This is a genomic window from Bradyrhizobium sp. CSS354, assembly GCF_029051725.1.
Classification (GTDB): Bacteria; Pseudomonadota; Alphaproteobacteria; order Rhizobiales; family Xanthobacteraceae; genus Bradyrhizobium.
The window spans coordinates 45,013-67,053 of sequence record NZ_JAACFU010000002.1; the positions used below are offsets into that span (position 1 = coordinate 45,013).

Annotated in this window: 24 protein-coding genes; 9 read left to right on the forward strand and 15 right to left on the reverse strand. The window is 65.1% G+C overall.

Going from position 1 to position 22,041, the window contains the following annotated elements; genetic code table 11:
• Positions 1–137 precede the first annotated feature (137 nt).
• The 11 genes from thiL to GWG67_RS04005 form a co-directional block, all read right to left on the reverse strand.
• Positions 138–1,136, reverse strand: a complete 999-nt coding sequence (gene thiL / locus GWG67_RS03955; RefSeq protein WP_275167857.1) for a thiamine-phosphate kinase — start codon at positions 1,134–1,136, stop codon at positions 138–140.
• 119 nt (positions 1,137–1,255) lie between these two features.
• Entirely contained in the window at positions 1,256–1,753 is a 498-nt protein-coding gene (gene nusB, locus GWG67_RS03960; protein WP_007611091.1) for a transcription antitermination factor NusB, read from the reverse strand.
• Between the two features lie 2 nt (positions 1,754–1,755).
• Entirely contained in the window at positions 1,756–2,247 is a 492-nt protein-coding gene (gene ribH, locus GWG67_RS03965; RefSeq protein ID WP_275168397.1) for a 6,7-dimethyl-8-ribityllumazine synthase, read from the reverse strand.
• A gap of 110 nt (positions 2,248–2,357) precedes the next feature.
• Positions 2,358–2,981 (reverse strand): riboflavin synthase, encoded by a 624-nt coding sequence (locus tag GWG67_RS03970; RefSeq protein WP_275167858.1) that lies wholly within the window; start codon positions 2,979–2,981, stop codon positions 2,358–2,360.
• A complete protein-coding gene (gene ribD, locus GWG67_RS03975) occupies positions 2,981–4,129 on the reverse strand; it encodes a bifunctional diaminohydroxyphosphoribosylaminopyrimidine deaminase/5-amino-6-(5-phosphoribosylamino)uracil reductase RibD (protein WP_275167859.1) in 1,149 nt (382 codons plus the stop codon). Before ribD ends, GWG67_RS03970 begins: the two co-directional genes overlap by 1 nt.
• Entirely contained in the window at positions 4,126–4,608 is a 483-nt protein-coding gene (nrdR, locus tag GWG67_RS03980; protein ID WP_007603426.1) for a transcriptional regulator NrdR, read from the reverse strand. Before nrdR ends, ribD begins: the two co-directional genes overlap by 4 nt.
• Positions 4,609–4,637: 29 nt before the next feature.
• On the reverse strand, positions 4,638–5,936 hold the full coding sequence (gene glyA, locus GWG67_RS03985; protein WP_275167860.1) for a serine hydroxymethyltransferase: 1,299 nt from the start codon (positions 5,934–5,936) through the stop codon (positions 4,638–4,640).
• A 271-nt stretch (positions 5,937–6,207) separates the two neighbouring features.
• Entirely contained in the window at positions 6,208–6,429 is a 222-nt protein-coding gene (locus tag GWG67_RS03990; RefSeq protein WP_007603423.1) for a hypothetical protein, read from the reverse strand.
• A gap of 37 nt (positions 6,430–6,466) precedes the next feature.
• Complete coding sequence (locus GWG67_RS03995; protein WP_275167861.1) at positions 6,467–6,703, reverse strand: hypothetical protein; 237 nt, start codon at positions 6,701–6,703, stop codon at positions 6,467–6,469.
• 202 nt (positions 6,704–6,905) lie between these two features.
• Complete coding sequence (locus tag GWG67_RS04000; protein ID WP_007603420.1) at positions 6,906–7,424, reverse strand: transcriptional regulator LdtR; 519 nt, start codon at positions 7,422–7,424, stop codon at positions 6,906–6,908.
• 498 nt (positions 7,425–7,922) lie between these two features.
• On the reverse strand, positions 7,923–8,420 hold the full coding sequence (locus GWG67_RS04005; RefSeq protein ID WP_275167862.1) for a DUF6163 family protein: 498 nt from the start codon (positions 8,418–8,420) through the stop codon (positions 7,923–7,925).
• Positions 8,421–8,555: 135 nt separating this feature from the next.
• Between GWG67_RS04005 and hemB the strand changes: the two genes are divergently transcribed.
• From hemB to GWG67_RS04025, 4 genes are all read left to right on the forward strand, one after another.
• The gene (hemB, locus tag GWG67_RS04010) at positions 8,556–9,617 is read left to right on the forward strand and encodes a porphobilinogen synthase (protein ID WP_275167863.1); all 1,062 of its coding nucleotides are present in this window, start codon (positions 8,556–8,558) and stop codon (positions 9,615–9,617) included.
• Between the two features lie 297 nt (positions 9,618–9,914).
• Positions 9,915–10,448 (forward strand): RDD family protein, encoded by a 534-nt coding sequence (locus tag GWG67_RS04015; protein ID WP_275167864.1) that lies wholly within the window; start codon positions 9,915–9,917, stop codon positions 10,446–10,448.
• Positions 10,449–10,597: 149 nt separating this feature from the next.
• Complete coding sequence (locus GWG67_RS04020; RefSeq protein ID WP_007603416.1) at positions 10,598–11,374, forward strand: arginyltransferase; 777 nt, start codon at positions 10,598–10,600, stop codon at positions 11,372–11,374.
• A 66-nt stretch (positions 11,375–11,440) separates the two neighbouring features.
• Positions 11,441–11,797 carry a hypothetical protein gene (locus GWG67_RS04025; RefSeq protein ID WP_275167865.1) on the forward strand — a complete coding sequence of 119 codons (357 nt, stop codon included), beginning with the start codon at positions 11,441–11,443 and terminating at the stop codon, positions 11,795–11,797.
• A 39-nt stretch (positions 11,798–11,836) separates the two neighbouring features.
• Here GWG67_RS04025 and GWG67_RS04030 read toward each other — a convergent pair whose 3' ends face one another.
• Positions 11,837–13,192, reverse strand: coding sequence for an Nramp family divalent metal transporter (locus tag GWG67_RS04030; RefSeq protein ID WP_275167866.1), 1,356 nt, complete (start codon positions 13,190–13,192; stop codon positions 11,837–11,839).
• Between the two features lie 167 nt (positions 13,193–13,359).
• Here GWG67_RS04030 and GWG67_RS04035 point away from each other — a divergent pair, with 167 nt between their 5' ends.
• Complete coding sequence (locus GWG67_RS04035; protein WP_275167867.1) at positions 13,360–14,604, forward strand: MFS transporter; 1,245 nt, start codon at positions 13,360–13,362, stop codon at positions 14,602–14,604.
• Between the two features lie 115 nt (positions 14,605–14,719).
• Here GWG67_RS04035 and GWG67_RS04040 read toward each other — a convergent pair whose 3' ends face one another.
• Positions 14,720–15,979 (reverse strand): adenylate/guanylate cyclase domain-containing protein, encoded by a 1,260-nt coding sequence (locus tag GWG67_RS04040; RefSeq protein WP_275167868.1) that lies wholly within the window; start codon positions 15,977–15,979, stop codon positions 14,720–14,722.
• A 184-nt stretch (positions 15,980–16,163) separates the two neighbouring features.
• Between GWG67_RS04040 and GWG67_RS04045 the strand changes: the two genes are divergently transcribed.
• Both GWG67_RS04045 and GWG67_RS04050 read left to right on the forward strand, forming a co-directional pair.
• A complete protein-coding gene (locus tag GWG67_RS04045; protein ID WP_275167869.1) occupies positions 16,164–17,321 on the forward strand; it encodes an MFS transporter in 1,158 nt (385 codons plus the stop codon).
• Positions 17,322–17,352: 31 nt separating this feature from the next.
• Complete coding sequence (locus tag GWG67_RS04050; RefSeq protein ID WP_275167870.1) at positions 17,353–17,544, forward strand: hypothetical protein; 192 nt, start codon at positions 17,353–17,355, stop codon at positions 17,542–17,544.
• A 5-nt stretch (positions 17,545–17,549) separates the two neighbouring features.
• Here GWG67_RS04050 and GWG67_RS04055 read toward each other — a convergent pair whose 3' ends face one another.
• Positions 17,550–18,380, reverse strand: coding sequence for an N-acyl homoserine lactonase family protein (locus GWG67_RS04055; RefSeq protein ID WP_275167871.1), 831 nt, complete (start codon positions 18,378–18,380; stop codon positions 17,550–17,552).
• 77 nt (positions 18,381–18,457) lie between these two features.
• Positions 18,458–19,414, reverse strand: a complete 957-nt coding sequence (dmeF, locus tag GWG67_RS04060) for a CDF family Co(II)/Ni(II) efflux transporter DmeF (RefSeq protein ID WP_275167872.1) — start codon at positions 19,412–19,414, stop codon at positions 18,458–18,460.
• Positions 19,415–19,610: 196 nt separating this feature from the next.
• Here dmeF and GWG67_RS04065 point away from each other — a divergent pair, with 196 nt between their 5' ends.
• Positions 19,611–20,429 carry a chromate resistance protein ChrB domain-containing protein gene (locus GWG67_RS04065; RefSeq protein ID WP_247298211.1) on the forward strand — a complete coding sequence of 273 codons (819 nt, stop codon included), beginning with the start codon at positions 19,611–19,613 and terminating at the stop codon, positions 20,427–20,429.
• Positions 20,429–21,814, forward strand: coding sequence for a chromate efflux transporter (chrA, locus tag GWG67_RS04070; RefSeq protein WP_275167873.1), 1,386 nt, complete (start codon positions 20,429–20,431; stop codon positions 21,812–21,814). Before GWG67_RS04065 ends, chrA begins: the two co-directional genes overlap by 1 nt.
• Positions 21,815–22,041: the final 227 nt, after the last annotated feature.

The following is a 22,041-nucleotide window of genomic DNA, read 5'->3' on the forward strand; positions in this document are numbered from 1 at the left end:
CCCGAAGGCGCGGCCCTAGTCGGTCACGACCTTGCCAAAATCAAATTGAGGGTGCAACGCCAGATGAGGCCGAAAAGGCCGATCTCGGCAGGTATTTAGGCTGGTCTGGGAGTCCCGACGCCGGTTTGGAGCATTTCCTAGAAGTGGCTGTAGGAGAGCCGCTTCAAGACCAGCTCCTGGCCCTGCCCGTCCAGGAAGCGCGGCCGCTCATGGCCCGCGACGATCGTGCCGATGGCCGTGACGGCAAGGCCTGCCGCCCGCCCCAAGGCAATCAGCGCGTCGCTTTGCGCCGGCGGAACGGTGCACAGCACCTCGTAATCGTCACCCCCGGCAAACAACGTTTCAAGGGAAACGACGTTGCCCGCGATCAGGCCGGCCGCAGCGGCCGAGAGCGGCACGCTCATCACGTCGATCGTGGCCGAGACGCCTGATGCCGCACAGAGCTTGGTCAGATCTCCGGCAAGGCCGTCGGAGACATCCATCGCAGCCGTCGCATGGTCACGCACGGCCTGCGCGAGAACATTGCGCGGCTGCGGCACGCGATAGCGCGAGATCAGCGTCTCGCGCGCGTGCGGATCGGAGGCCAGCGCATTCGCCACCGCGCCGCCCGTGAGCACATCGAGGCCAAGCGCGGCGTCGCCAATCGTCCCGGTGACCAGGATACGGTCGCCCGGCTTGGCGCCGGTGCGGCCGACCATCCGCCCCTGCGGTACGCGGCCAAAGGCGGTGATCGAGATCATCTGCGGCCCCGGCGTCGACACCGTATCGCCGCCGAGCAGCGGACAGGCGAAGGTTTTCGCATCCTCGCCGAGCGCGTTCGCGAACGGCCTGAGCCAGGCGTCTTCCTGGCTGCGCAGCGCCAGTGTCAGCACGAACCCGGCCGGCATGGCCCCCTTGGCAGCGAGATCGGACAGGTTCACCCGCAGCGCCTTGCGCGCGATGGTATCGGGCGGATCGCTGGCAAGATAATGCACGCCCTCCACCACCGCGTCGGTGGTGACGACGATGTCGCCGCCGAGTGCCTGCAGGATGGCGGCATCGTCCACCAGCCCCAGCGCGCCGGGATCAGTCGCCAGCGGCTTGAAATAGCGCGCGATGAGCGAGTCTTCGGGGGAGGGATTGTGCGGGCTGGTCATTAGCTCGATCCGTAATCTCCCCGCCGTCATTGCGAGCGAAGCGAAGCAATCCAGACTGCCTCCGGAGATACAGTCTGGATTGCTTCGTCGCTACGCTCCTCGCAATGACGATCCCATAACTACCCCCGCCCGAACTCGTCACCGCGAAACTGCCGGCCGATCTGGTCGAGCACCGCGTTGACCATGCCGGTCTCCTCGCGGTCGACGAAGGCATTGGCGACGTCGACATATTCGGAAACGACGACGCGGCCCGGCACGTCCTTGCGGTGTTCCAATTCGTAGGCCCCTGCCCGCAGCACCGCGCGCAGGATCGCTTCGATGCGCTTCAACGGCCAGCCCTTCGACAGCGCCTCGTCGATCAGCGGATCGAGCTTCTTCTGGTCGCGCACGACACCGGAGACGACATCGCGGAAGAACGCCGCTTCCGCCGGGAGATATGTGTCGCCCTCGACCTCGTTGCCGAGCCAGTGGCTCTCGAACTCCGCAAAAATGTCGTTGATGCCTGCTCCGCCGATATCCATCTGATACAGCGCCTGCACGGCTGCGAGCCGCGCCGCACCGCGCCGGTTCGCTTTCTTCTCCGTGCCGGCCGGCGGCTTCTTGTTGTTATCGGCCATGATCAAGCCCGCGCCAGCCGGCGCTTTATGCGCAGCATCGCAATCGCGGCCCGCGCGGCATCGCCGCCCTTGTTCAGCTCGCTGGCGCGCGCCCGCGCCCAGGCCTGCGCCTCGGTGTTGACGGTGAGGATGCCGTTGCCGAGCGGCAGCTTTCGCGCCACCGACAGATCCATCAGCGCGCGCGAAGATTCCTGCGAGACGATCTCGAAATGGATGGTGTCGCCACGGATCACGCAGCCGAGCGCGATCGCGGCGTCATAGGGCCTGCCATTGGCGGCCGCGGCATCAACCGCGATGGCGATCGCCGCAGGAATCTCCAGTGCGCCGGGAACCGTGATGACGTCGTGGGTCAGACCGGCCGCCTTCAGCTCGGCCACCGCGCCTTCGAGCATGGCGTCCTGGAGATCGTCATAAAACCGTGCCTCGACAATCAGCGCGCGTGCGCCGGAGATGTCGGTCTGGTCCTTCAGGGGTGCGCGCCGCGCGTCTGCCATCATAAGCCTACTGTGTCATTGCCGGACTTGACCCGGCAATCCCTGGGTCAGGACCTCTTAAGAGCATGGATGCGCGGGTCAAGCCCGCGCATGACGAAGTTTCATCACCGTCACTTCATTTCCGTCAGCCGCGCCGCGTAGCGGGCCATCAGATCGACCTCGATATTGACCTCGTTCCCCGCCTTCCAGCCGCCGATCGTCGTGACCGTCAGGGTGTGCGGAATGATCAGCACCGAAAAGGTCACGTCCTTCACCGTATTAACCGTCAGCGAGACGCCGTCGAGCGTGATCGAGCCCTTGGTCGCGATGAACCGCGCCAGCTCCCGGGTCGTGGAGAGCTCGAACCGCGCCATGTCGGGCAGGTCCTCGCGGCTGACGAGGGTCGCGATGCCGTCGGCATGGCCGGCGACGATATGCCCGCCAAGCTCGTCGCCGATCTTGAGCGCACGCTCGAGATTGAGCCTGGTGCCGACCCTCCAGTGCTTGGCCGTCGTCAGCGCCAGCGTCTCGGCCGCGGCATCGACGTCGAACCAGGTCCTTTGAGCAGAGTCTTTGCCGGCTTCGACGCCGGAAGCAACCACGGTCAGGCAGACGCCGTTGCAGGCGATCGAGGCGCCGTCCGCAATGGTGGTCTGGTCGTAGCGGCAGGCGATGCGCAGCCGGTGCAACTGGCCCTGCGCCGTCGGCGTGAAGCCGACGATCTCGCCGATATCGGTGACAATGCCGGTGAACATTACGCGCGCTCGTAGATGGTGAGAGTATCCTTGTCGAAGGTTTCGCTAGCATGAACCTTGTAGGCCTGCGACTGCGTGATTTTCGACAGGGGCAATGCAGCGAGCGCATCCACCCCGTCGGTGCCCACCGCCTCCGCGCCGCGGAACAGCCAGATCTCGTCAACGAGGTCGGCGGCGATAAAGGACGCCGCAACGCGGCTGCCGCCCTCGACCATCAGCCGCGTGATGCCCTTGGCGGCCAATGCATGCAGCACGGCCGCAAGATCGAGTCCCGAGGCGTTGCCGGGCGGCACGCGGATCACCTGCGCGCCGGCAGCACCGAGCCGCGTGGCGGCCGCGGCCTCCGCGAGCTCAGAACCCATGACCCACAGCGGAATCTCGCGCGCGGAGCCCACGAGCCTGCTCGCGCCGGGAATGCGCAGGCTCTGATCGAGCACCACGCGCACCGGCGAGCGCGCCGCCATGCCCGGCAGGCGGCAGTCGAGCTGCGGATCGTCCGCCAGCACCGTGCCGATGCCGACCAGGATGGCGTCGCTTTGCGCCCGCAGGAGATGCACTCGGTCGCGCGCTGCCTCGCCAGTGATCGCGACCGGCTTGCCTCCGGCCGCGCCGATCTTGCCGTCGGGCGAGACCGCGAGCTTCAGGATCACATGCGGGCGGTGATCCCTGATGCGGCGGAAATGCCCGGCGTGGTCGAAGGCGGCTTCGCGCGCGCACAGACCCACATCCACCATGATGCCGGCGGCGCGCAGGCGCGCATGGCCCTGACCGGCGACTTCCGGATTGGGATCCTCGATCGCGGCCACCACGCGCTTGATGCCGGCAGCGATCACTGCGTCGGCGCACGGTGGCGACTTGCCGAAATGCGAGCACGGCTCCAGCGTGACGTAGAGCGTGGCGCCGCGTGCGGCCTCGCCTGCGCGCCGCAGCGCTTCAGGCTCGCCATGCGGCCGTCCGCCCGGTTGGGTCCAGCCGCGGCCGACGATCATGCCGTCCTTGACGATGACGGCGCCGACGGCGGGATTGGGCCAGGTGCGTCCCTGCCCGCGCCTGCCGAGCGCCAGCGCAAGCTCCATGAAGCGCCGGTCGGCATCCCTGGACTCGCGCGCCTTTTGCGCGAATTGATCTTCCAGGATGCGGAAGATCATTTGCGGATCGCGGCGAGCCGCGCTTCCTCCTCACCGGAGAGCTCACCGAGCACGTCGGCGAAATCCTTGGCCTCGCGGAAATTGCGGTAGACCGAGGCGAAGCGGACATAGGCGACGTCGTCGAGCGTGCGCAGATGCTCCATCACGGTCTCGCCGATCACCTCCGAGGAGATTTCGGCCTCGCCCCCGGTCTCGAGCTCGCGCACGATGGTGGAGACCATCTTCTCCACCCGTTCCGGCTCGACCTGCCGCTTGCGCAAGCTGATCGAGACCGAGCGCATCAGCTTGTCGCGGTCGAACGGCACGCGCCGGCCGTTGCGCTTGATCACCGTGAGCTCGCGCAGCTGCACCCGCTCGAAGGTGGTGAAGCGGAAATTGCAGGCGACGCACACGCGCCGCCTGCGGATCACGGAAGAGTCCTCGGTCGGACGCGAGTCCTTCACCTGCGTATCGAGACTGTTGCAGTTCGGGCAGCGCATCCGTGGACCTTGATCGGTTTTCTTGAGCCTTACTGATAGATCGGGAAACGGTCGGTGAGCGCCTTGACCCGTTCCTTGATCGCGGCTTCCACCAGCGGCGCCTTGCCGTCGTCGGACTGCGCGATCGCGTTCAGCACCTCGGCGATCATGCCGCCGACCTGCTGGAATTCAGCGACACCAAAGCCGCGCGTGGTCGCAGCCGGGGTGCCGAGCCGGATCCCGGAGGTGACGAACGGCGACTCGGGATCGAAAGGAATGCCGTTCTTGTTGCAGGTGATGGCGGCGCGGACCAGCGCCTTCTCCGAAGCATTGCCCTTCAGGCCCTTCGGCCGGAGGTCAACGAGCATCAGATGGTTATCGGTGCCGCCGGAGACGATATCGAAGCCGTGGCTCTTCATCGTCTCGGCCAACGCCTTGGCGTTCTCGACGACGTTCTTCGCATAGACCTTGAAGTCCGGCCGCAGCGCCTCGGCGAAGGCGACCGCCTTCGCCGCGATCACATGCATCAGGGGGCCGCCCTGCAGGCCCGGGAAGATCGCCGAGTTAAATTTCTTGGTCAGCGCCTCGTCATTCCACAGCATCAGGCCGCCACGCGGACCGCGCAGCGATTTGTGGGTCGTGGTGGTGGTGATGTGGGCATACGGTACCGGCGAGGCATGCACGCCGCCGGCGACGAGACCGGCGAAATGCGCCATGTCGACCAGGAGGTACGCACCGACGCTGTCCGCGATCTCGCGGAAGCGCTTGAAGTCCCAGGCGCGCGAATAAGCCGAGCCGCCGGCCACGATCAGCTTCGGCTTGACCTCCGCGGCCTGCTTGGCGACGGCGTCCATGTCGATGATCTGGTCCTCGCGGCGCACGGTGTAGTGCGCGGCCTTGAACCATTTGCCGCTCATGTTGACGGGGGAGCCGTGGGTGAGATGGCCGCCGGCCGCAAGATCGAGGCCCATGAAGGTGTCGCCCGGCTGAAGCAGCGCCAGAAACACCGCCTGGTTCATCTGGCTGCCGGAGTTCGGCTGCACGTTGGCGAAGTTGGCGCCGAACAGCTTCTTGGCGCGATCGATCGCGAGGTTCTCCGCAACGTCGACCCACTCACAACCGCCGTAGTAGCGCGCGCCGGGATAGCCTTCGGCATATTTGTTGGTCATCACCGAACCCTGCGCTTCCAGCACGGCACGGCTGACGATGTTCTCGGAAGCGATCAGCTCGACCTCATGACGCTGGCGGCCGAGCTCGCCCTTGATGGCGGCTGCGATTTCCGGGTCAGCCTGCTCGAGCGAGGCGGTGAAAAACGAATCGGGCGCGGAGGCGGTTTTGGCGAAGGTCATCTTGCGAATATCTCCACCGCCGCAGCCTTTTGGCGGGCTACGGGCGGGTCTGGTGTGGCGATCGGAAGCGGCGAGCGCGATCTACCACATCGCCCGCAACAGGCCAAGGGTTTGCGGGTCGGGCCTGAGATTTATGCAAGATATGGTGGGGATCGAAGATTTTCGACACCGGGGCGGTTCTATGGAATCGCCCCGTATTCGACCCTCAGGAATAAGGCCGCTTTGGGCCTCAAACTTCCGGCTGGACCCGCTGGCCGAGGCCAGCGGCCCCTCACAGGCCGGTATACCCCGCCTTCACGGGATCCACGCTGCCGTCGAGCTGCCGCAGATATGTCAGGCCGCAGACGGTCAACCTGTGGGTGTCCTTCTCGCCGGCTTCCATCAACGTATTGAGATAGTTGGTGACCTTTTCCCGCGCCTCCGCGCTCGCCGCAGACGTGCGGTTGGCGAGCAAATCGTAGGTATGCATGATCCGGTCGATGGCAGCTTCCATGGCACCCTCTGGTTCTTGCCGCGTTTGGGAGTTGAGATCAGGCAACTGCTTTGGCCTCGGACTGCGCCTCGAACCTGACGATGGCCTTGTTGGCCAGCCTGATCTTGTTGAATTCGCCGCGCTGGAGCAGCTTGATGACGATCTCGAGCAGACGTTCGTCGGTGACGAGGGTGTCCCGGATCGCGCCGGAGCGGCGAAGATAGTTCGCGGCGATGGCATAGGCCTCGCTCACGAGTTCCACGTTCATCACCCCCACGCCACGCTCGACCAGCATCGTCCGCCCTCCGATCGAAGGGGATAAGCACCGAACCGGGAACTCGTTCCCTGCGCCTGGGGATTTTTTTCGCAACCGCGAAATGGAAAAAACGCACCGGTCCGGACACAGCCGGGCCGGCGCGCTTGGGGAAGCTCAGGCACGTTCGGGAGGCTTGCCGGTCTTGTTGTGGGCCGGCTTGGCCAAATCCCGTCGAAAGAGCTCAGAGACGATACAGGATCTGGTCGGTCCAGAACCGCTCGAGGCGGTGCAGCGACTTGTTGAGGGTCGAGAACTCCTCGCCCGAGATGCCGCCGACCTGCTCGACCGTCTTGACGTGCTTCTGGTAGAGCGAGTCGACGATGCGACGAACTTCCTGGCCCTGCGGCGTCAGGCGGATGCGCACCGAGCGGCGATCGACGCGCGAGCGCTGATGATCGAGGAAGCCGAGCTCGACGAGCTTCTTCAGATTGTAGGAGACGTTGGAGCCGAGGTAATAACCGCGCGTGCGCAGTTCGCCCGCGGTCAGCTCCTTGTCGCCGATGTTGTAGAGCAGCAGCGCCTGCACCGAGTTGATGTCCGCACGGCCGCGGCGATCGAACTCGTCCTTGATGACGTCGAGCAGCCGGCGATGCAGCCGCTCCACCAGAGTCAAAGCTTCCAGATAGAGCGTCTGCACCGAACCCTGCTGGCCGGAGACGCGCTCTGCGGTATCTGCCGCAGTTGCGACGGCTTTCATCATGACACTTCCCCTGTTGTCGTTTTTATCGACACTCATTCGACGAAACTTGTGTCCCGTCTGATAGGTGCAACTTAAGGGGCTCGTTTGAAGATCGGCTTAAATAAGAGAATAAAGAGATCATGAATTTAAGACAGTGAATTGCGGATTAAGCCTGTGCCACAAGCACTTTTCGCAATAGTCTGTTGACTCTCGCAAGGTCCTGTTCACCCTCCGTCCGCCGCGATTGTCGCATTCCAGAACAACCCCGCCCCGTTTCGAAACGGCCGCGTAAGAGCTGTGGCGGAACACGCTGGTTAGCGAAAACTTACGTCGAATTTTACGCAACCAACCGTCAACCAAGCACGACATTCTCGTGTCCCGGACCAGCACAGCGAAGCGGAGCGCAGAGCCGGGACCCAGAAGGCCAGAGACGAGATCGCGGAGAAATGGGCCCCGGCTCTGCAACGCATCACGCCGCGCGTGCGGCGCGCTGCATTGCGTCCGGGGCACGAGAGTTTGCTATGGCGGCCGTTCGCGTGCGGCCATCCAGGCGAGCGCGAGATAGGCGGCCAGCATGAAGGCTTCGACGCCGACCACAATCAGGCTGCCGCCGTAGATGCCTGGGAACATCAGCTCGATCACCGCCATCGACACCACGGTCGTCAGCCACACCACGGCGCCCCAGGGCGTCGCCAGCCACAGCCCAACCGCGGCAACGAGTTCGATCACGGCGAAGTAGATGGTCGAGGCCTGCCAGGCCATCGACTGGTTCTCGAAGGCTTCGTCCTCGCCGCCGACGAAGCCCGTCACCTGCGCCCAATGATAAAGGCCCTTGAGGATCGAGAGCAGCGCCATCACCCGCAGGAACAGCACGAGCCGGCGCGTCCAGACATTGTCGTCGGACTCAGCCCGCTCCGACGAGATCGCCGCCACCGACATTGCACTGTCTCTGGCATTGTCTCGGATGGCGTCCCTGGCACTGTCGCGGGCCGCATCGCGGGTGGATATCTCGGACATGCCCCCTTCTGGCTGCTTTGCCCCGTAAAATCAATCGGCTGCGCCCAATCAGTTCATTGCCTTGCGGCAGCTCAAGCCGCGGTGACGGGAACCATGCGAGCTGGTATAAGAATAATTCCAGCCGGAGGAAGAGTGATGGCGATCAAATACGGACGTCCGATCGAATTGCGCGAGGTCTCGCGCCGGGATGGCACTGCGGCCTCCCCTGCCCTCGATCTGACCGTCCGCCCGCGCCGCAACCGCAAGGCCGAATGGGCCCGGCGCATGGTACGCGAGAACGTGCTCACGACGGACGATCTGATCTGGCCGCTGTTTCTGATCGACGGCAACAACAAGCGCGAGCAGATCGCCTCGATGCCGGGCGTCGAGCGTCTCAGCGTCGACCAGGCCGTGCGCGACGCCGAACGCGCGATGAAGCTCACCATCCCCTGCCTCGCGCTGTTTCCCTACACCGATCCGTCCCTGCGCGACGAGGAGGGCTCGGAAGCCACCAACCCGAACAATCTGGTCTGCCAGGCGGTGCGCGCGATCAAGAAGGAGTTTCCGGAGATCGGCATTCTCTGCGACGTCGCGCTCGATCCTTTCACCAGCCACGGCCATGACGGCCTGATCTCCGACGGCAAGATCCTGAATGACGAGACGGTCGCTGTGCTGGTGCGTCAGGCCCTGGTGCAGGCCGAAGCCGGCTGCGACATCATCGCGCCCTCCGACATGATGGACGGCCGCGTCGCCGCGATCCGCGAGGGCCTGGATCGTACCGGCCTGCTCGACGTGCAGATCATGGCCTATGCCGCAAAATACGCTTCCGCCTTCTACGGCCCGTTCCGCGATGCCATTGGCTCGGCCAAGACGCTCACCGGCGACAAGCGCACCTACCAGATGGACAGCGCCAACACCGACGAGGCGCTGCGCGAGGTCGAGCTCGACATCGCCGAGGGCGCCGACATGGTGATGGTCAAGCCCGGCATGCCCTATCTCGACGTCGTCCGCCGCGTGAAGGACACGTTCGCGATGCCGACCTTCGCCTACCAGGTGTCCGGCGAATACGCGATGATCGCCGCAGCCGCCAACAACGGCTGGCTCGACGGCGAGCGCGCCATGATGGAGAGCCTGCTCGCGTTCAAGCGCGCCGGCGCCGACGGTGTGCTGAGCTACTTTGCACCGAAGGCCGCGGAGAAGCTGCGGACGCAGGTGTAGGCCCCAATGTCGTCCCGGCGAAGGCCGGGACCCATACCGCGTGATCCAACGAGAGCGCGCAGTATTGGTACCGGGGAAGCGATCAACCCCTAAGTCTTCGCCAAACTGCTCTGCGTGGTTATGGGTCCCGGCCTTCGCCGGGACGACACTGTTGCTGTGGCGTCAGCTCCCTCTCCTCGCGGCTACCGCCGCCCCCGAATCGCCGGAATATTTCGGCTTGTTAATCCCGGCACCCTTGGCACGCGGACGGCCTATTCCCATGTGCTGCCACGGGAGTTTCCCCTCGGGAGGACGGTCATGTCGTATTCAGACTCGGGCAATGCCTGGCGCAGTGATGGTGCGGCTCACGCCTACGATCCCTATCTGCACCCGGAACTGTTCCGCGGCGTTGCGACGCGACGGGTGTTCGCCTTCCTGATCGACATGGTCGTGATCTCGGTGCCGGTGATCCTCGGCTACCTCTTCATTGCGGTGTTCGGCGTGGTCACGCTCGGCATCGGCTGGGCGCTGTTCTGGCTGGCCTGGCCTGCCTCCGTGATCTGGGCCATCGTCTATTACGGCGCCTGCATCGGCGGTCCGTCGTCCGCGACCATCGGAATGCGCGTGATGGATCTGGAGCTCCGCACCTGGTACGGCGCGCCCGGGTATTTCGTGCTGGGCGCCACCCACGCGGTGCTGTTCTGGGTGACGTTCTCGTTCCTGTCGCCCTTCGTGGTCCTGGTCGGCCTGTTCAACGGCCGCAGGCGCTTGCTGCACGATTTCGTGCTGGGAACGGTCGTGATCAACAATTCCGTTCGTGCGCCGGTGCCTCAAGGCGCCAGGACCTACTGATCAAAGGACCTACTGATCAACCAACCTGGATCAAGAACCTATCAACCTGGACCCGCTATGCTGTCCGACCTGACCTGCCGAGTAGACCGATTGACCGGGGGCTTTCGTAGCGCGATGCTGATGCACATTTTGGAGGCCCACGACGTCCCTTGACCCAGCACTCGCGCGATACCCCACAATTTTACCTCACGGCGCCCTCCCCCTGCCCCTATCTGCCGGGCCGGCACGAGCGCAAGGTGTTTACGCACCTCGTAGGTGAGCGCGCCGGTGATCTCAACGACCTCCTGACCCATGGCGGCTTCCGTCGTAGCCAATCGATCGCCTACCGTCCCGCCTGCGACCAGTGTCGCGCCTGCGTCTCGGTCCGGGTGATCGCCAACGAGTTCCGCCCCTCCCGCAACTTCCGCAAGGTGATCGCGCGCAACGCCGACATCATCGGCGAGCAGCGCAGCGCAGTGCCGACCTCCGAGCAATATTCGGTGTTCCGCGCCTATCTCGATTCCCGTCACCGCCACGGCGGCATGGCCGATATGACCGTGCTCGACTACGCCATGATGGTCGAGGACAGCCACGTCGAAACCCGCATCATCGAGTACCGCAAGCGCGGCCCCGACAGCGGCATCACCGGCCGGGGCGAAGAGCTGATCGCGGTCGCGCTGACCGACGTGCTCAGCGACGGCCTGTCGATGGTCTATTCGTTCTTCGAGCCCGGCGAAGTCAGCCGCTCGATGGGCACCTTCATGATCCTCGACCACATCGCCCGCGCCCGCCGGCAAGGGTTGCCTTACGTCTATCTCGGCTACTGGATCGAGGGCTCCAAGAAGATGGACTACAAGGCCCGCTTCCTGCCGCAGCAGCGCCTCGCGCCGTCAGGTTGGCTGCGCATCGACGCGCAAGGCGATGCGGCGTCCGAGCCGCAGGATTGATCGGCGCGCCGATCTAATAAGCCGGCAGTTCGTACTGCGAGATGGGACCAGCGCCGGAGGTTTTGCTTGTCGAGTATCTATGATCTGATCGCGCGGGGCATGGTCGAGCGCCAGCAGGTGCTCTGTTTCTATCAAGGGCACCCGCGTTCAGTTTGCCCCGCAATACTGGGCCATACCGATGGCGAGGAACGAACGCTCGCCTTCCAGTTTGGCGGCAGTTCCAGCAAAGGCTTGGCGCCCGGAGGGGCCTGGAAGTGCTTTAAGCTGGCGGAGATGACGAAGGTCGCGCTTCAGAGGGGGAAATGGCACGCGGGCTCGAGACATCGCAAGCGCCAACAATGCGTCAAGGTTGTCGATCTCGACGTCAATCCCCTCAGTCCTTACCGGCCGCGACGCCCGCTTGGCCAGAAGCCAAGTGCGTGATTGCGGCCTCAGCACTTGATGGGCAGGGGCGCGCAACAATCACGATCCGAACAGCGTATCCGCGAGCAGCTTCAGGTTCAAAACCACGATGATGCCGGCAACGATCCAAGCGATCGCCGCGACCCACGCCGGGATTACGAACTTGCCCATCTTGCGGCGGTCCGAGACGAACCGCACCAGCGGGATCACGGCGAAAGGCAGCTGCATCGACAGCACCACCTGGCTGAATACCAGGAGATCCGCCGTGCCGCGCTCGCCGTAGATCGCGGTGACGACGATCACGGGAACGATCGCGATGCCGCGCGTCAGCAACCGGCGCGCCCAGCTCGGCAGGCGTAAATCGAGAAAGCCTTCCATCACGATCTGGCCGGCGAGTGTCGCCGTCACCGTTGAATTCAGGCCCGAGGCGAGCAGCGCCACCGCGAACAGCGTCGAGGCGATGCCAAGACCGAGCAGCGGTGACAGCAGCTCGAAGGCCTGGCCGATCTCGGCGACGTCGGCATGGCCGCTCTTGTGGAAGGTTGCCGCCGCCACCACGAGGATCGCGGCATTGATGAACAGCGCCAGCATCAGGGCGATGGTCGAGTCCGTTGTCGCCCATTTGATCGCCTCGCGCCGGCCGGTGTCGTTGCGCTCATAGGCGCGCGTCTGCACGATCGAGGAATGCAGATAGAGATTATGCGGCATCACGGTTGCGCCGATGATGCCGATCGCGATATAGAGCATTTCGGGGTTGGTGAAGATCTCGGTCTTCGGCACAAATCCCCTCAGCATCTCGGCCACCGGCGGTGCGGCCGCGGCAAGCTGAACCGTGAAGCAGACAGCGATCACGACGAGCAGTGCGATGACGAAAGCTTCGAGGAAACGGAAGCCACGGTTCATCAGGATGAGCAGCAAAAAGGCATCCAGCGCAGCGATCAGCGCGCCGCCGATCAGGGGAATGCCGAACAAGAGTTTGAGCGCAATCGCCGTGCCGATGACCTCGGCGAGATCGCAGGCGATGATCGCCGCCTCGCAGGCGAGCCACAGCATGAAGTTCACCGCCGGCGAATAGGTCGCGCGGCAGGCCTGCGCGAGGTCACGGTCGGTGACGATGCCGAGCCGCGCCGCCAGCGATTGCAGCAGGATCGCCATCAAATTCGAGAGCAGGATGACGGAGAGCAGCGTGTAGCCGAACTTGGACCCACCGGCGAGGTCGGTCGCCCAATTGCCGGGGTCCATGTAGCCGACCGAGACCAGATAGCCCGGGCCGACGAAGGCGAGCAGGCGCCGCCACCACACCCCCGCGATCGGGATCGCCACCGTGGCATTCACCTCGGCCAGGCTCTTGGTGGCAGGCGCGTCGGAGCGCCAGCCGGCGGCGTCTTGGGTCAGATCGGGAGAGCGAGCATCCATGGGGCGAGAATACCGAAGTCGAGCCTTATTGCAACTCATTTGCAACTGCATCTAGCCGCATCGTTGCCTCGGCGGTCGATATGTGTCGCCCCTGTCGGGAAGCGGGTGGGTTTGGCGCCCTCGGGAGGCGGATACTGGCGCCAACCCGACTTTGCAGGAAATGAGCCATGTCAAATCCGCCGCGCCTCCCCGAGACATTCAACCGCCTCGCCTGGTCCAATTTGGCTGCACAGTCGGCCGAACAGATCGCGCTGGCTGCGGCCCCCATCGTCGCGGTGCTGACGCTCGGCGTCGCCGAGGGCCAGACCGGCCTGCTCCAGACCGCGCTGACCCTGCCCTTCGTCCTCTTCGCCATTCCGGCCGGCCTGCTGGCCGACCGCATCTCCCGCCGCTCGCTGATGGCGGGCGCCGAGGCGCTGCGGGCCGCGGCCCTTGCAGCGATCGTGCTGCTGCTCGCGCTCGGCGCGCTCAATCTGTCGCTGCTGGCGCTGCTCGGCTTTGCCGCCGTGTGCGGCACCGTCGTCTACAGCGTGGCCGCGCCGGCGCTGGTGCCCTCGTTGGTGAGTTCGGACCTGTTGCCGGCAGCCAATGCGCGGATCGAGCTCGCACGCACCATCGCCTTCGCCAGCGGCCCTGCACTCGGCGGCGCGCTGGTGGGGTGGTGGGGCGCGAGCCCGGCCTTCGGCTTTGCGGCCGCGCTGTCCGCGATCGCCGTCGTGCTGCTCTCCGGCATTTACGAGCCCGCCCGCACGCCGGCTCCACGGCGGCATCCGTTTCAGGACATCCGCGAGGGCGCGGCCTTCGTGTTTCACCATCCGCTGCTGCGGCCGGTCTTCATCACCCAGTTCATCTTCAACACCGGATGGTTCCTGCAGATCGCGGTGTTCGTGCCCTACGCCGTGCGTCACCTCGGCCTGACCGCCGCCGGCATCGGCGTCGTGCTGACGATGTACGGTGTCGGCATGGTGATCGGCGCGCTGTTCGCCACGCGCGTGATGAAGCGCATCGCGTTCGGCACGGTTGTCGGCCTCGGCCCCGTGACCGGCTTCGTTGCCGCAATGGTGATGGCGCTGACGGTGCTGGTCCCCTCGCCCTGGCTTGCGGCCTTGAGCTTCTTCCTGCTCGGCGTCGGACCGATCCTGTGGGTGATCTCGACCACGACGTTGCGCCAGTCGGTGACGCCGCCGCGCCTCCTGGGCCGCGTCTCCGCCATCAACATCATGAGCTATGGCGCCCGCCCGGTCGGCTCGGCACTGGGAGCGATCGTCGGCGGCCTCTGGAGCGCGGAAGCGTGCCTTTATCTCGCCGCCGCCGTGTTCGGCGTGCAGGCCCTGGTGATCTGGCTCTCGCCCGCGGTAGCGCTGGACCGGCAGCCGGACATGGTGGGCGATGAGGCGGTGGCGCGGTGTTAGCGTCTTCCGTCATTGCGAGCGAACCGAAGCAATCCAGAATCTCTCCGCGGGAACAGTCTGGATTGCTTCGTCGCAAGCGCTCCTCGCAATGACGGAGTTTGTTGGAGCAGCTAGCCTAGTTCGCCAAATACCGCTCGTAGCTCCCCGTCACCGGCTCGCTCGCGTCCACCTCCGGATCAAGCGTGTAGAGATCCTGCGCGCGGCCGATGCCGCGCAGCGCGTAGCGGCCGGTGGAGACGAGGTAGCGGCGGCCGGCGGCGTCGAGGCCCTTGTAGAACTCCGCCGAGGCCAGCAGCTCGCGATCGACCGAACGGCTCATCGAGGCGATGCGGCTGACCTCGTTCACGGTCGGACCGACCACAGTGAAGTCGAGCCGGTCCTCGCTGCCGATATTGCCGTAGAAGACCTCGCCGACATGCAGGCCGATATAGGCGGACGTGGTGGGCCGGCCCTCGGCGCCCCGCCGCAGGTTCAGCGCTGCCACGTTCTTGCGGAACAGATGCTCCGCCCGCAGCGCCGCGCGCCGAGCGTGCGCCATGTCCTCGCCGGTAAACATCGCGAGCACGCCGTCGCCGATCAGCTTCAAGACGTCGCCGCCGGCTTCGTGGATCGCATCGATCACGGCCTGCGCATAGTCGTTGAGGAACGGGATGATCTCGTCGGGGCCGATGCTCTCGCTGATTCCCGTCGAGCCGCGCAGATCCGAATACCAGAGCACGGCGTTGATGCGCTCGGTGACGCCGCGCGAGATGCGTCCGCTCAAGACCTGCTCTGACGCATCGCGTCCGAGATAGACGCGGCCGAGCGTGCGCGCGATGTCGACCTGCTGCGCCGACTTGATCGCGAGCCCCAGCACCGGCACGAGATCGCGCAAGGCCGCGAGCTCGCCTTCGGCGAAGCCGCTGTCGCGTCGGGTTGTCCAGGAGGAGTAGAGGCAATCCATCTGCCCGAGCGCTCCGGTCTCCCCGAAGCGGTGCACAAAGGCCAGGAAATGGCGGTGACCCGTTTCGGCGAGCTCGCCGATCTGCGAAAAATCGAGCGAGGGCGCGTCGGCGAGGTCGATCACCATCTCGTCGTGACCATGCTCGAGCAAATGATAGAACACCGACCGGCGCCAATTGTTGGCCGCGTCGCCCTCGGCCGTCGAGCCGTATTCGACGACGTCGCTCTCGTTGGTCGGCGTATCGCTCCAGCGGAAGGCGCGACCCTCATAGATCGGGTGCAGCGTATCAATGACGACAAGCCCACGCGAGAGCTCCAGCCCTTCGGCGCGGCAGCGCTCGCAGAAGCCGCGCAGCAGTTCGGGTTCGGGCAGTCCGGTGAGCCCCTGGCCGGCCAACCAGTTCATCAGCGCAAGGCGCGAGGTCAATTGCATGCGCCATTATGCCGTGCATTCGTGACGAGCGAAAGGCGGCGCGCGGACCTTGCGTCGCCAAAGCTCCGCTCACGGCCAAGGCTCCCGCCCGCGGCAGGTCGCATATGTCGCGGACGCTGTTGACGCGCTCTCGCCTCGGGCTGCAAATGCGAATGATGACACCGCCGATCAGAAATACGGGGATATGAGCCAGCGCCAGCTTCCGATCATCCTGGCACTCGGTACCACGCAGACCCTGGCCTGGGCCTCGAGCTACTATCTGCCGGCGCTGCTTGCCGATCCCATGGCGCGCGATCTCGGCATCTCCTCCAACTGGGTCTTTGGCGCGTTCTCGGCCTCGCTGGTGATCTCGGCGCTGCTCGGGCCACGCATCGGGCGACAGATCGATCTCGTCGGCGGCCGGCAGGTGCTCTCGGTGTCGAACCTGACGATCGCCGCCGGCCTCATTCTGCTCGGCCTCTCGCAATCGGTGGCGGTGATGGCGATGGCCTGGCTCGTGCTCGGCATCGGCATGGCAATGGGCCTCTACGACGCCGCCTTCGCCGCGCTCGGCCGCATCTACGGCACCGAGGCGCGCAGGCCGATCACCGGCATCACCCTGATGGCCGGCTTTGCATCGACCGTCGGCTGGCCGCTCACCGCCTGGGGCCTGTCGCATTTCGGCTGGCGCGAGACGTGCTTTGCCTGGGCCGCTGCCAATATCCTGATCGGCCTGCCCCTGAATTTCTTCATGCTGCCGACGATCAAGGGCGCGAGGCAGGCCGCGGCCACCGCAGAGAAGCCGCATCTGCCGCTCGACCGCACCATGATCCTGCTCGCCTTCGTTTTCGCCGCGGTCTGGACCGTCACCGGCGCGATGGCTGCGCATTTCCCGCGCATCCTGGAGACCACAGGCGCGACGCCGGTCGAGGCGATCGCGGCCGGTGCGCTGATCGGCCCCGCGCAAGTGGCCGCACGGGTTCTGGAAGCAGGCTTTCTCAGCCGCTTTCATCCGCTGTGGTCGACGAGGCTCGCCTGCCTCACCCACCCGATCGGCGCGGTGGTCGTGGCGATCTTCGGCGGCGCCGCAGCCAGTGCGTTTGCACTGTTCCACGGCTCCGGCAACGGCATTCTGACCATCGCGCGCGGCACGCTGCCGCTGTCGATCTTCGGCCCCAAGGATTTCGGCTATCGCCTCGGCATCATCGGCGCGCCGGCACGGATGGCGCAGGCTGTGGCGCCGCTGGCCTTTGGCCTGCTCATCGACGTCATGGGGGCCAAGGTGCTGATCGTCTCGTCCGCGCTCAGCCTCTCGGCGTTGGCCGCGCTATTCATGATCCGCGCGCAAGCGCGGCCGGATTGACCGGGCGGAAGCTTTCGCGCACAAGCGGAGCATGACCGAAGACACGCGCCCGCCCCGCACATTCAAAGGCCTCCTGCGCTGGGCGACCACGCCGCCGCAGGCCTGGGGTGTCTATCTCCTCGCCATCATCCTGGTCTGGCTGATCTCCTTCTACGCCGGCTCGCTGAAGCCGAAGAAGATGCCTGAAGCGAGCCCGCCCGCCGTGACTGCACCGAAAGGCTAGCTGCCTCAGTCGTAAAACTCAGGCGACATCTTCTGGCTGTCGCGCTGGGACTTGTCGTGGTTGATCCAGAGCTGCGCCTTCTCCTTGCCGAGCGTGTCGGCGATCTTCTGCATCGAGGCCGCGCTCTGGTCCTTGTTGGCGTTCATGCTGGGCACACGGCGGTTGTCCCAATTATCCTTGAAATGCACGGCGTCGCCCGACAGCACGACGGCGCCGGTCTTCGGCAGCTTCACCAGCAGCGATTGATGTCCCGGCGTATGGCCGGGCGTCGACAGGATGGTCACGCTGCCGTCGCCGAACACGTCCTTGTCGCCCGCAAGCAGCTCGACCGGATGCGACGGCTTGAATCGCGGCTCGTTGTTGGCGCCGGGCCAATCATACTCGGCCTTCTGCACGTAGAGCGTGGCCTGCGGGAACAGCTCGACATTGCCGGTGTGGTCGGGATGGGTGTGCGAGACCGCCATCATCTTGACGTCGTCCGGCTTGAGGCCGAGCTGTTCGAGCTGGGCGGCAAGCGTCTTCGGCCGGCGCCAGGTCACCGCCTTGGGATCGGCGGGCGCGAGTCCGTTCGGCATCGCGGCGACTGCGTCAGCGATGCCGGTGTCCCACAGGAACCAGCTCTTGGCGTGCTTGACGAGATAGCAGCTGTCGACGAAGTCCATGGTCTTGCCCTCGTTGAGGCCGGGCGTCCAGCGCGAGATGTCGCCGGCGGTGCCCTCCCCGCAATTGAGGACGTAGAGCTTTTCGACACCGGTCTTTTCGGATTGCGCAAGCGCCGCATGACCGGACAGAACGAGTGCAGCGACGGCGAGAGCGAGCGTGATCTTTGGCGTCATTCGTTCCTCCCTTGCAGCCATTGTCGGCTGTGACCGAGGGTCAACCCCGGTCAGTTCGCAGAATTCCCGCAGGCAGCTCAATGCGGGCAGGTCTCGACCTCGACCGTGATGTGGCTCAGCCCCTTGAGCCCGGCGAGCCGCCTCTTGTAGACGGCCGGCTGCTTCGGCTGGTCCGAGACCACCGAGAGCAGCACGGCGCAATGGCCGGGGCCGACCTGCCACAGATGCAGATCGGTGACGCGGTCGTCGCCGATCTCCATGCGCGCCCGGATCACACGCTCCAGCTTCTCGTCCGCGCGCACGTCGAGCAGCACCGCGCCTGACGTCTTGATCAGGCCGAACGCCCAGCTTGCGATTACGGCACTGCCGATCAGGCCGACGGCCGGATCGGCCCAGGCCCATCCCGAATACATGGCGACCACGAGCGCGGCGATCGCCAGCACCGAGGTCGCCGCATCGGCCATGACGTGGACATAGGCGGCGCGGAGATTGTTGTCGTGGTGGTGGTGGTGGTGATGATGATCGTGGTCATGATCATCATGATCATCATGCGCCTGACCGTGATGGTGGTGATCGTGGCTGCCGCGGAGCAGCCAGGCACTGGCGAGATTGACGCAGAGGCCGAGGGCAGCGACCGCGATCGCCTCGCCATAGACGATCGGCACCGGCGTGATCAGCCGCAGCACGCTCTCATAGGCGATCTCGACCGCGATCAGTCCGAGGATGATCGCGCTGGCGAAGGCGGCGAGATCGCCGAATTTGCCTGTGCCGAAGCTGAAATGCGAGCTCCCCAGATGCCGCCGCGCAAAACGATACGCGAATGCGGCAATCCCCAGCGCCGCCGCATGCGTGCCCATGTGCCAGCCGTCGGCGAGCAGCGCCATCGAGCCGAACAGCGAGCCGGCGACGATCTCGCCGACCATCATGACCAGCGTCAGGACGACGACGAGCCAGGTGCGCCGCTCGTTCTCGTCGTGCTTTTCGCCCAAAAAGGCGTGGTCATGGGTCCATTGTTCGATGGAATGGGAATGCATCACAAAGTCTCCGAAAGGTCCGGCCCGTTGACCCGCAATATAGACCTGCGGGGGTCCCGGACAAAATCCGGCGAAACGAGCCGATTGACAGATAGGTGCCGTTTCGATGTAATGAAGTGCATGGGGATTTGAGCGATCTCCCCACGAGGCGACATGCCCAAGTATCGCGTCCCGTTGTTTTTCACGAGGGCGCATCATGTCTTCCTACACCACGATATCATCTGACAAACTGGCACGGTTGATCGGCACGGCGAATGCCCCTGCCCTGATCGACGTGCGCACCGACGAGGATTTTGCCGCCGACCGGCGGTTGATCCCGGGTTCGATCAAGCTCAGCCACGACAATGTTCCGGAATGGGGTGCCGAATTCGCCGGCCGCACCGCGATCGTCTCCTGCCTGCGCGGCGCAAAGCTGGCGCAGGGCACGGCGGCCTGGCTCAGGCAGCTCGGGGTCCAGGCCGAGACGCTGGAAGGCGGCTTCGAGGGATGGAAGGACGCAAAGCTGCCGCTGCTGGATACCCGCAAGCTGCCGCCGCGCGACGCCAAGGGCCGAACCGTCTGGGTGACGCGGGCGCGGCCCAAGGTCGACCGCATCGCCTGCCCCTGGCTGATCCGACGCTTCGTCGATCCAAACGCGGTGTTCCTGTTCGTGGCTCCGTCCGAAGTGGTTGCCGTCGGCGAACGCTTCAAGGCAGCCCCGTTCGACATCGAGAACGTGTTCTGGAGCCACCGTGGCGAGCTCTGCACCTTCGACGTGATGATCGAGGAGTTCGGGATTGCCGCGCCGGCGCTGCTCCGGCTCGCAACGCTGGTGCGCGGCGCCGACACCGCGCGGCCCGACCTTGCGCCGGAGGCCCCCGGCCTGCTCGCAGCTTCGCTCGGGCTGTCGCGGATGTATGATGACGACCTCGAACAACTCGAGGCCGGCATGCTGCTCTACGACGCCTTCTATCGCTGGTGCCGCGACGCCACGTCTGAGACCCACAACTGGCCGACCAACAAGGCAAAGGCTTGATGGATACCCGTACGACCGAAACAGGAGCTGATGCCGGTCACGGCGTCAGCTTCAGTGAAGCCTTTCGCGTCTGGCTCCGTGTCGCCTGCCTGAGTTTTGGCGGGCCCGCGGGCCAGATCGCGGTCATGCATCGCATCCTGGTCGAGGAGAAGAACTGGATTTCGGAAGCCCGTTTCCTCCACGCGCTCAATTACTGCATGCTGCTGCCGGGGCCGGAGGCACAGCAGCTCGCGACCTATGTCGGCTGGCTGATGCATCGCACCGCCGGCGGGCTGATGGCGGGCGGGCTATTCATCCTGCCCGGCATCATCGCCATCATGGGACTGAGCTACGTCTATGCCGCCTACGGCAATGTCAGCTTCGTCGAGGCGCTGTTCTTCGGCTTGAAAGCCGCCGTGCTCGCCATCGTCGTCGAGGCGGTGGTCCGCGTCGGCAAGCGCGCGCTGAAGAACCGCATCATGATCGCGCTCGCCGCGATTGCCTTCGTCGCGATTTTCTTCTTCGCGATCCCCTTCCCGGTCATCATCATCGCCGCAGGCATCATCGGATATATCGGCGCCAAACAGGGCCGTCCGGAATTCGCGCCGGCCGGTCACGGCCCTGGCGGCAGCAGCGCCGTGATCGACAGCATGCTCGGCGACGCTGTGCCCGAGCATGTACGCCCCAACACCGCGCGCGCGATCCGGGTCGGCGCGTTGTGGCTGGCGCTCTGGCTGGTGCCGGTGATCGCGCTGGTGCTCACTGTCGGACAAGACAACGTCTTCAGCCACATTGCGCTGTTCTTCTCGAAGATGGCGCTGGTCACCTTCGGTGGCGCCTACGCAGTGCTGGCCTATGTCGCCCAGCAGGCGGTCGAGCACTATCACTGGCTGAAGCCGCACGAGATGCTCGACGGTCTTGGCATGGCCGAGACCACGCCGGGCCCGCTGATCATGGTGCTCCAGTTCGTGGGCTTCATGGCCGCCTACCGCGACGCCAGCGGCCTGTCGCCGATGCTTGCGGCCACGCTCGGCGGATTGCTCGCGACCTGGGTCACCTTCACGCCCTGCTTCCTCTGGATTTTCGTAGGCGCCCCCTACGTCGAACGGCTGCGCGGCAACAAGGGCCTCGGCGGTGCGCTCAGTGCGATCACGGCCGCCGTCGTCGGCGTGATCCTCAACCTCTCGATCTGGTTCGCGCTGCACACGCTGTTCCGCGAGACTGTGCCGGTGCACAGCTTCCCGTTTGCCTTCGACATGCCGGTGCTGACCAGCGTCGATGTGCCGGCGCTGCTGCTGTCGATCGCGGCCGCAACCGCGATCTTCCGGTTCAAGCTGGGGATGTTGACGGTGCTGGCGGGCAGCTGCGTCGCCGGCGTGGCGCTGCGGTTGGCGGGGGTGATCTAGGACGCGAACTAATTGGTTCGTTGCGTCCAGCTTCTATCGAAAGGAACGTTGAATCCGACTGGGCAGCATGGTGGCCTTGGGCCAGTCGCGGAGTTGAATGAGGTCGAACCTTGTTAGGCGGTCGCGCACTTATTCAACACGTCATGTAAAACAATACAAAAAGCACCGCTACTAACAACACTAGGTCGATGCTGGATAAGACTCTATCCACGCTCGCATAGGTCTTT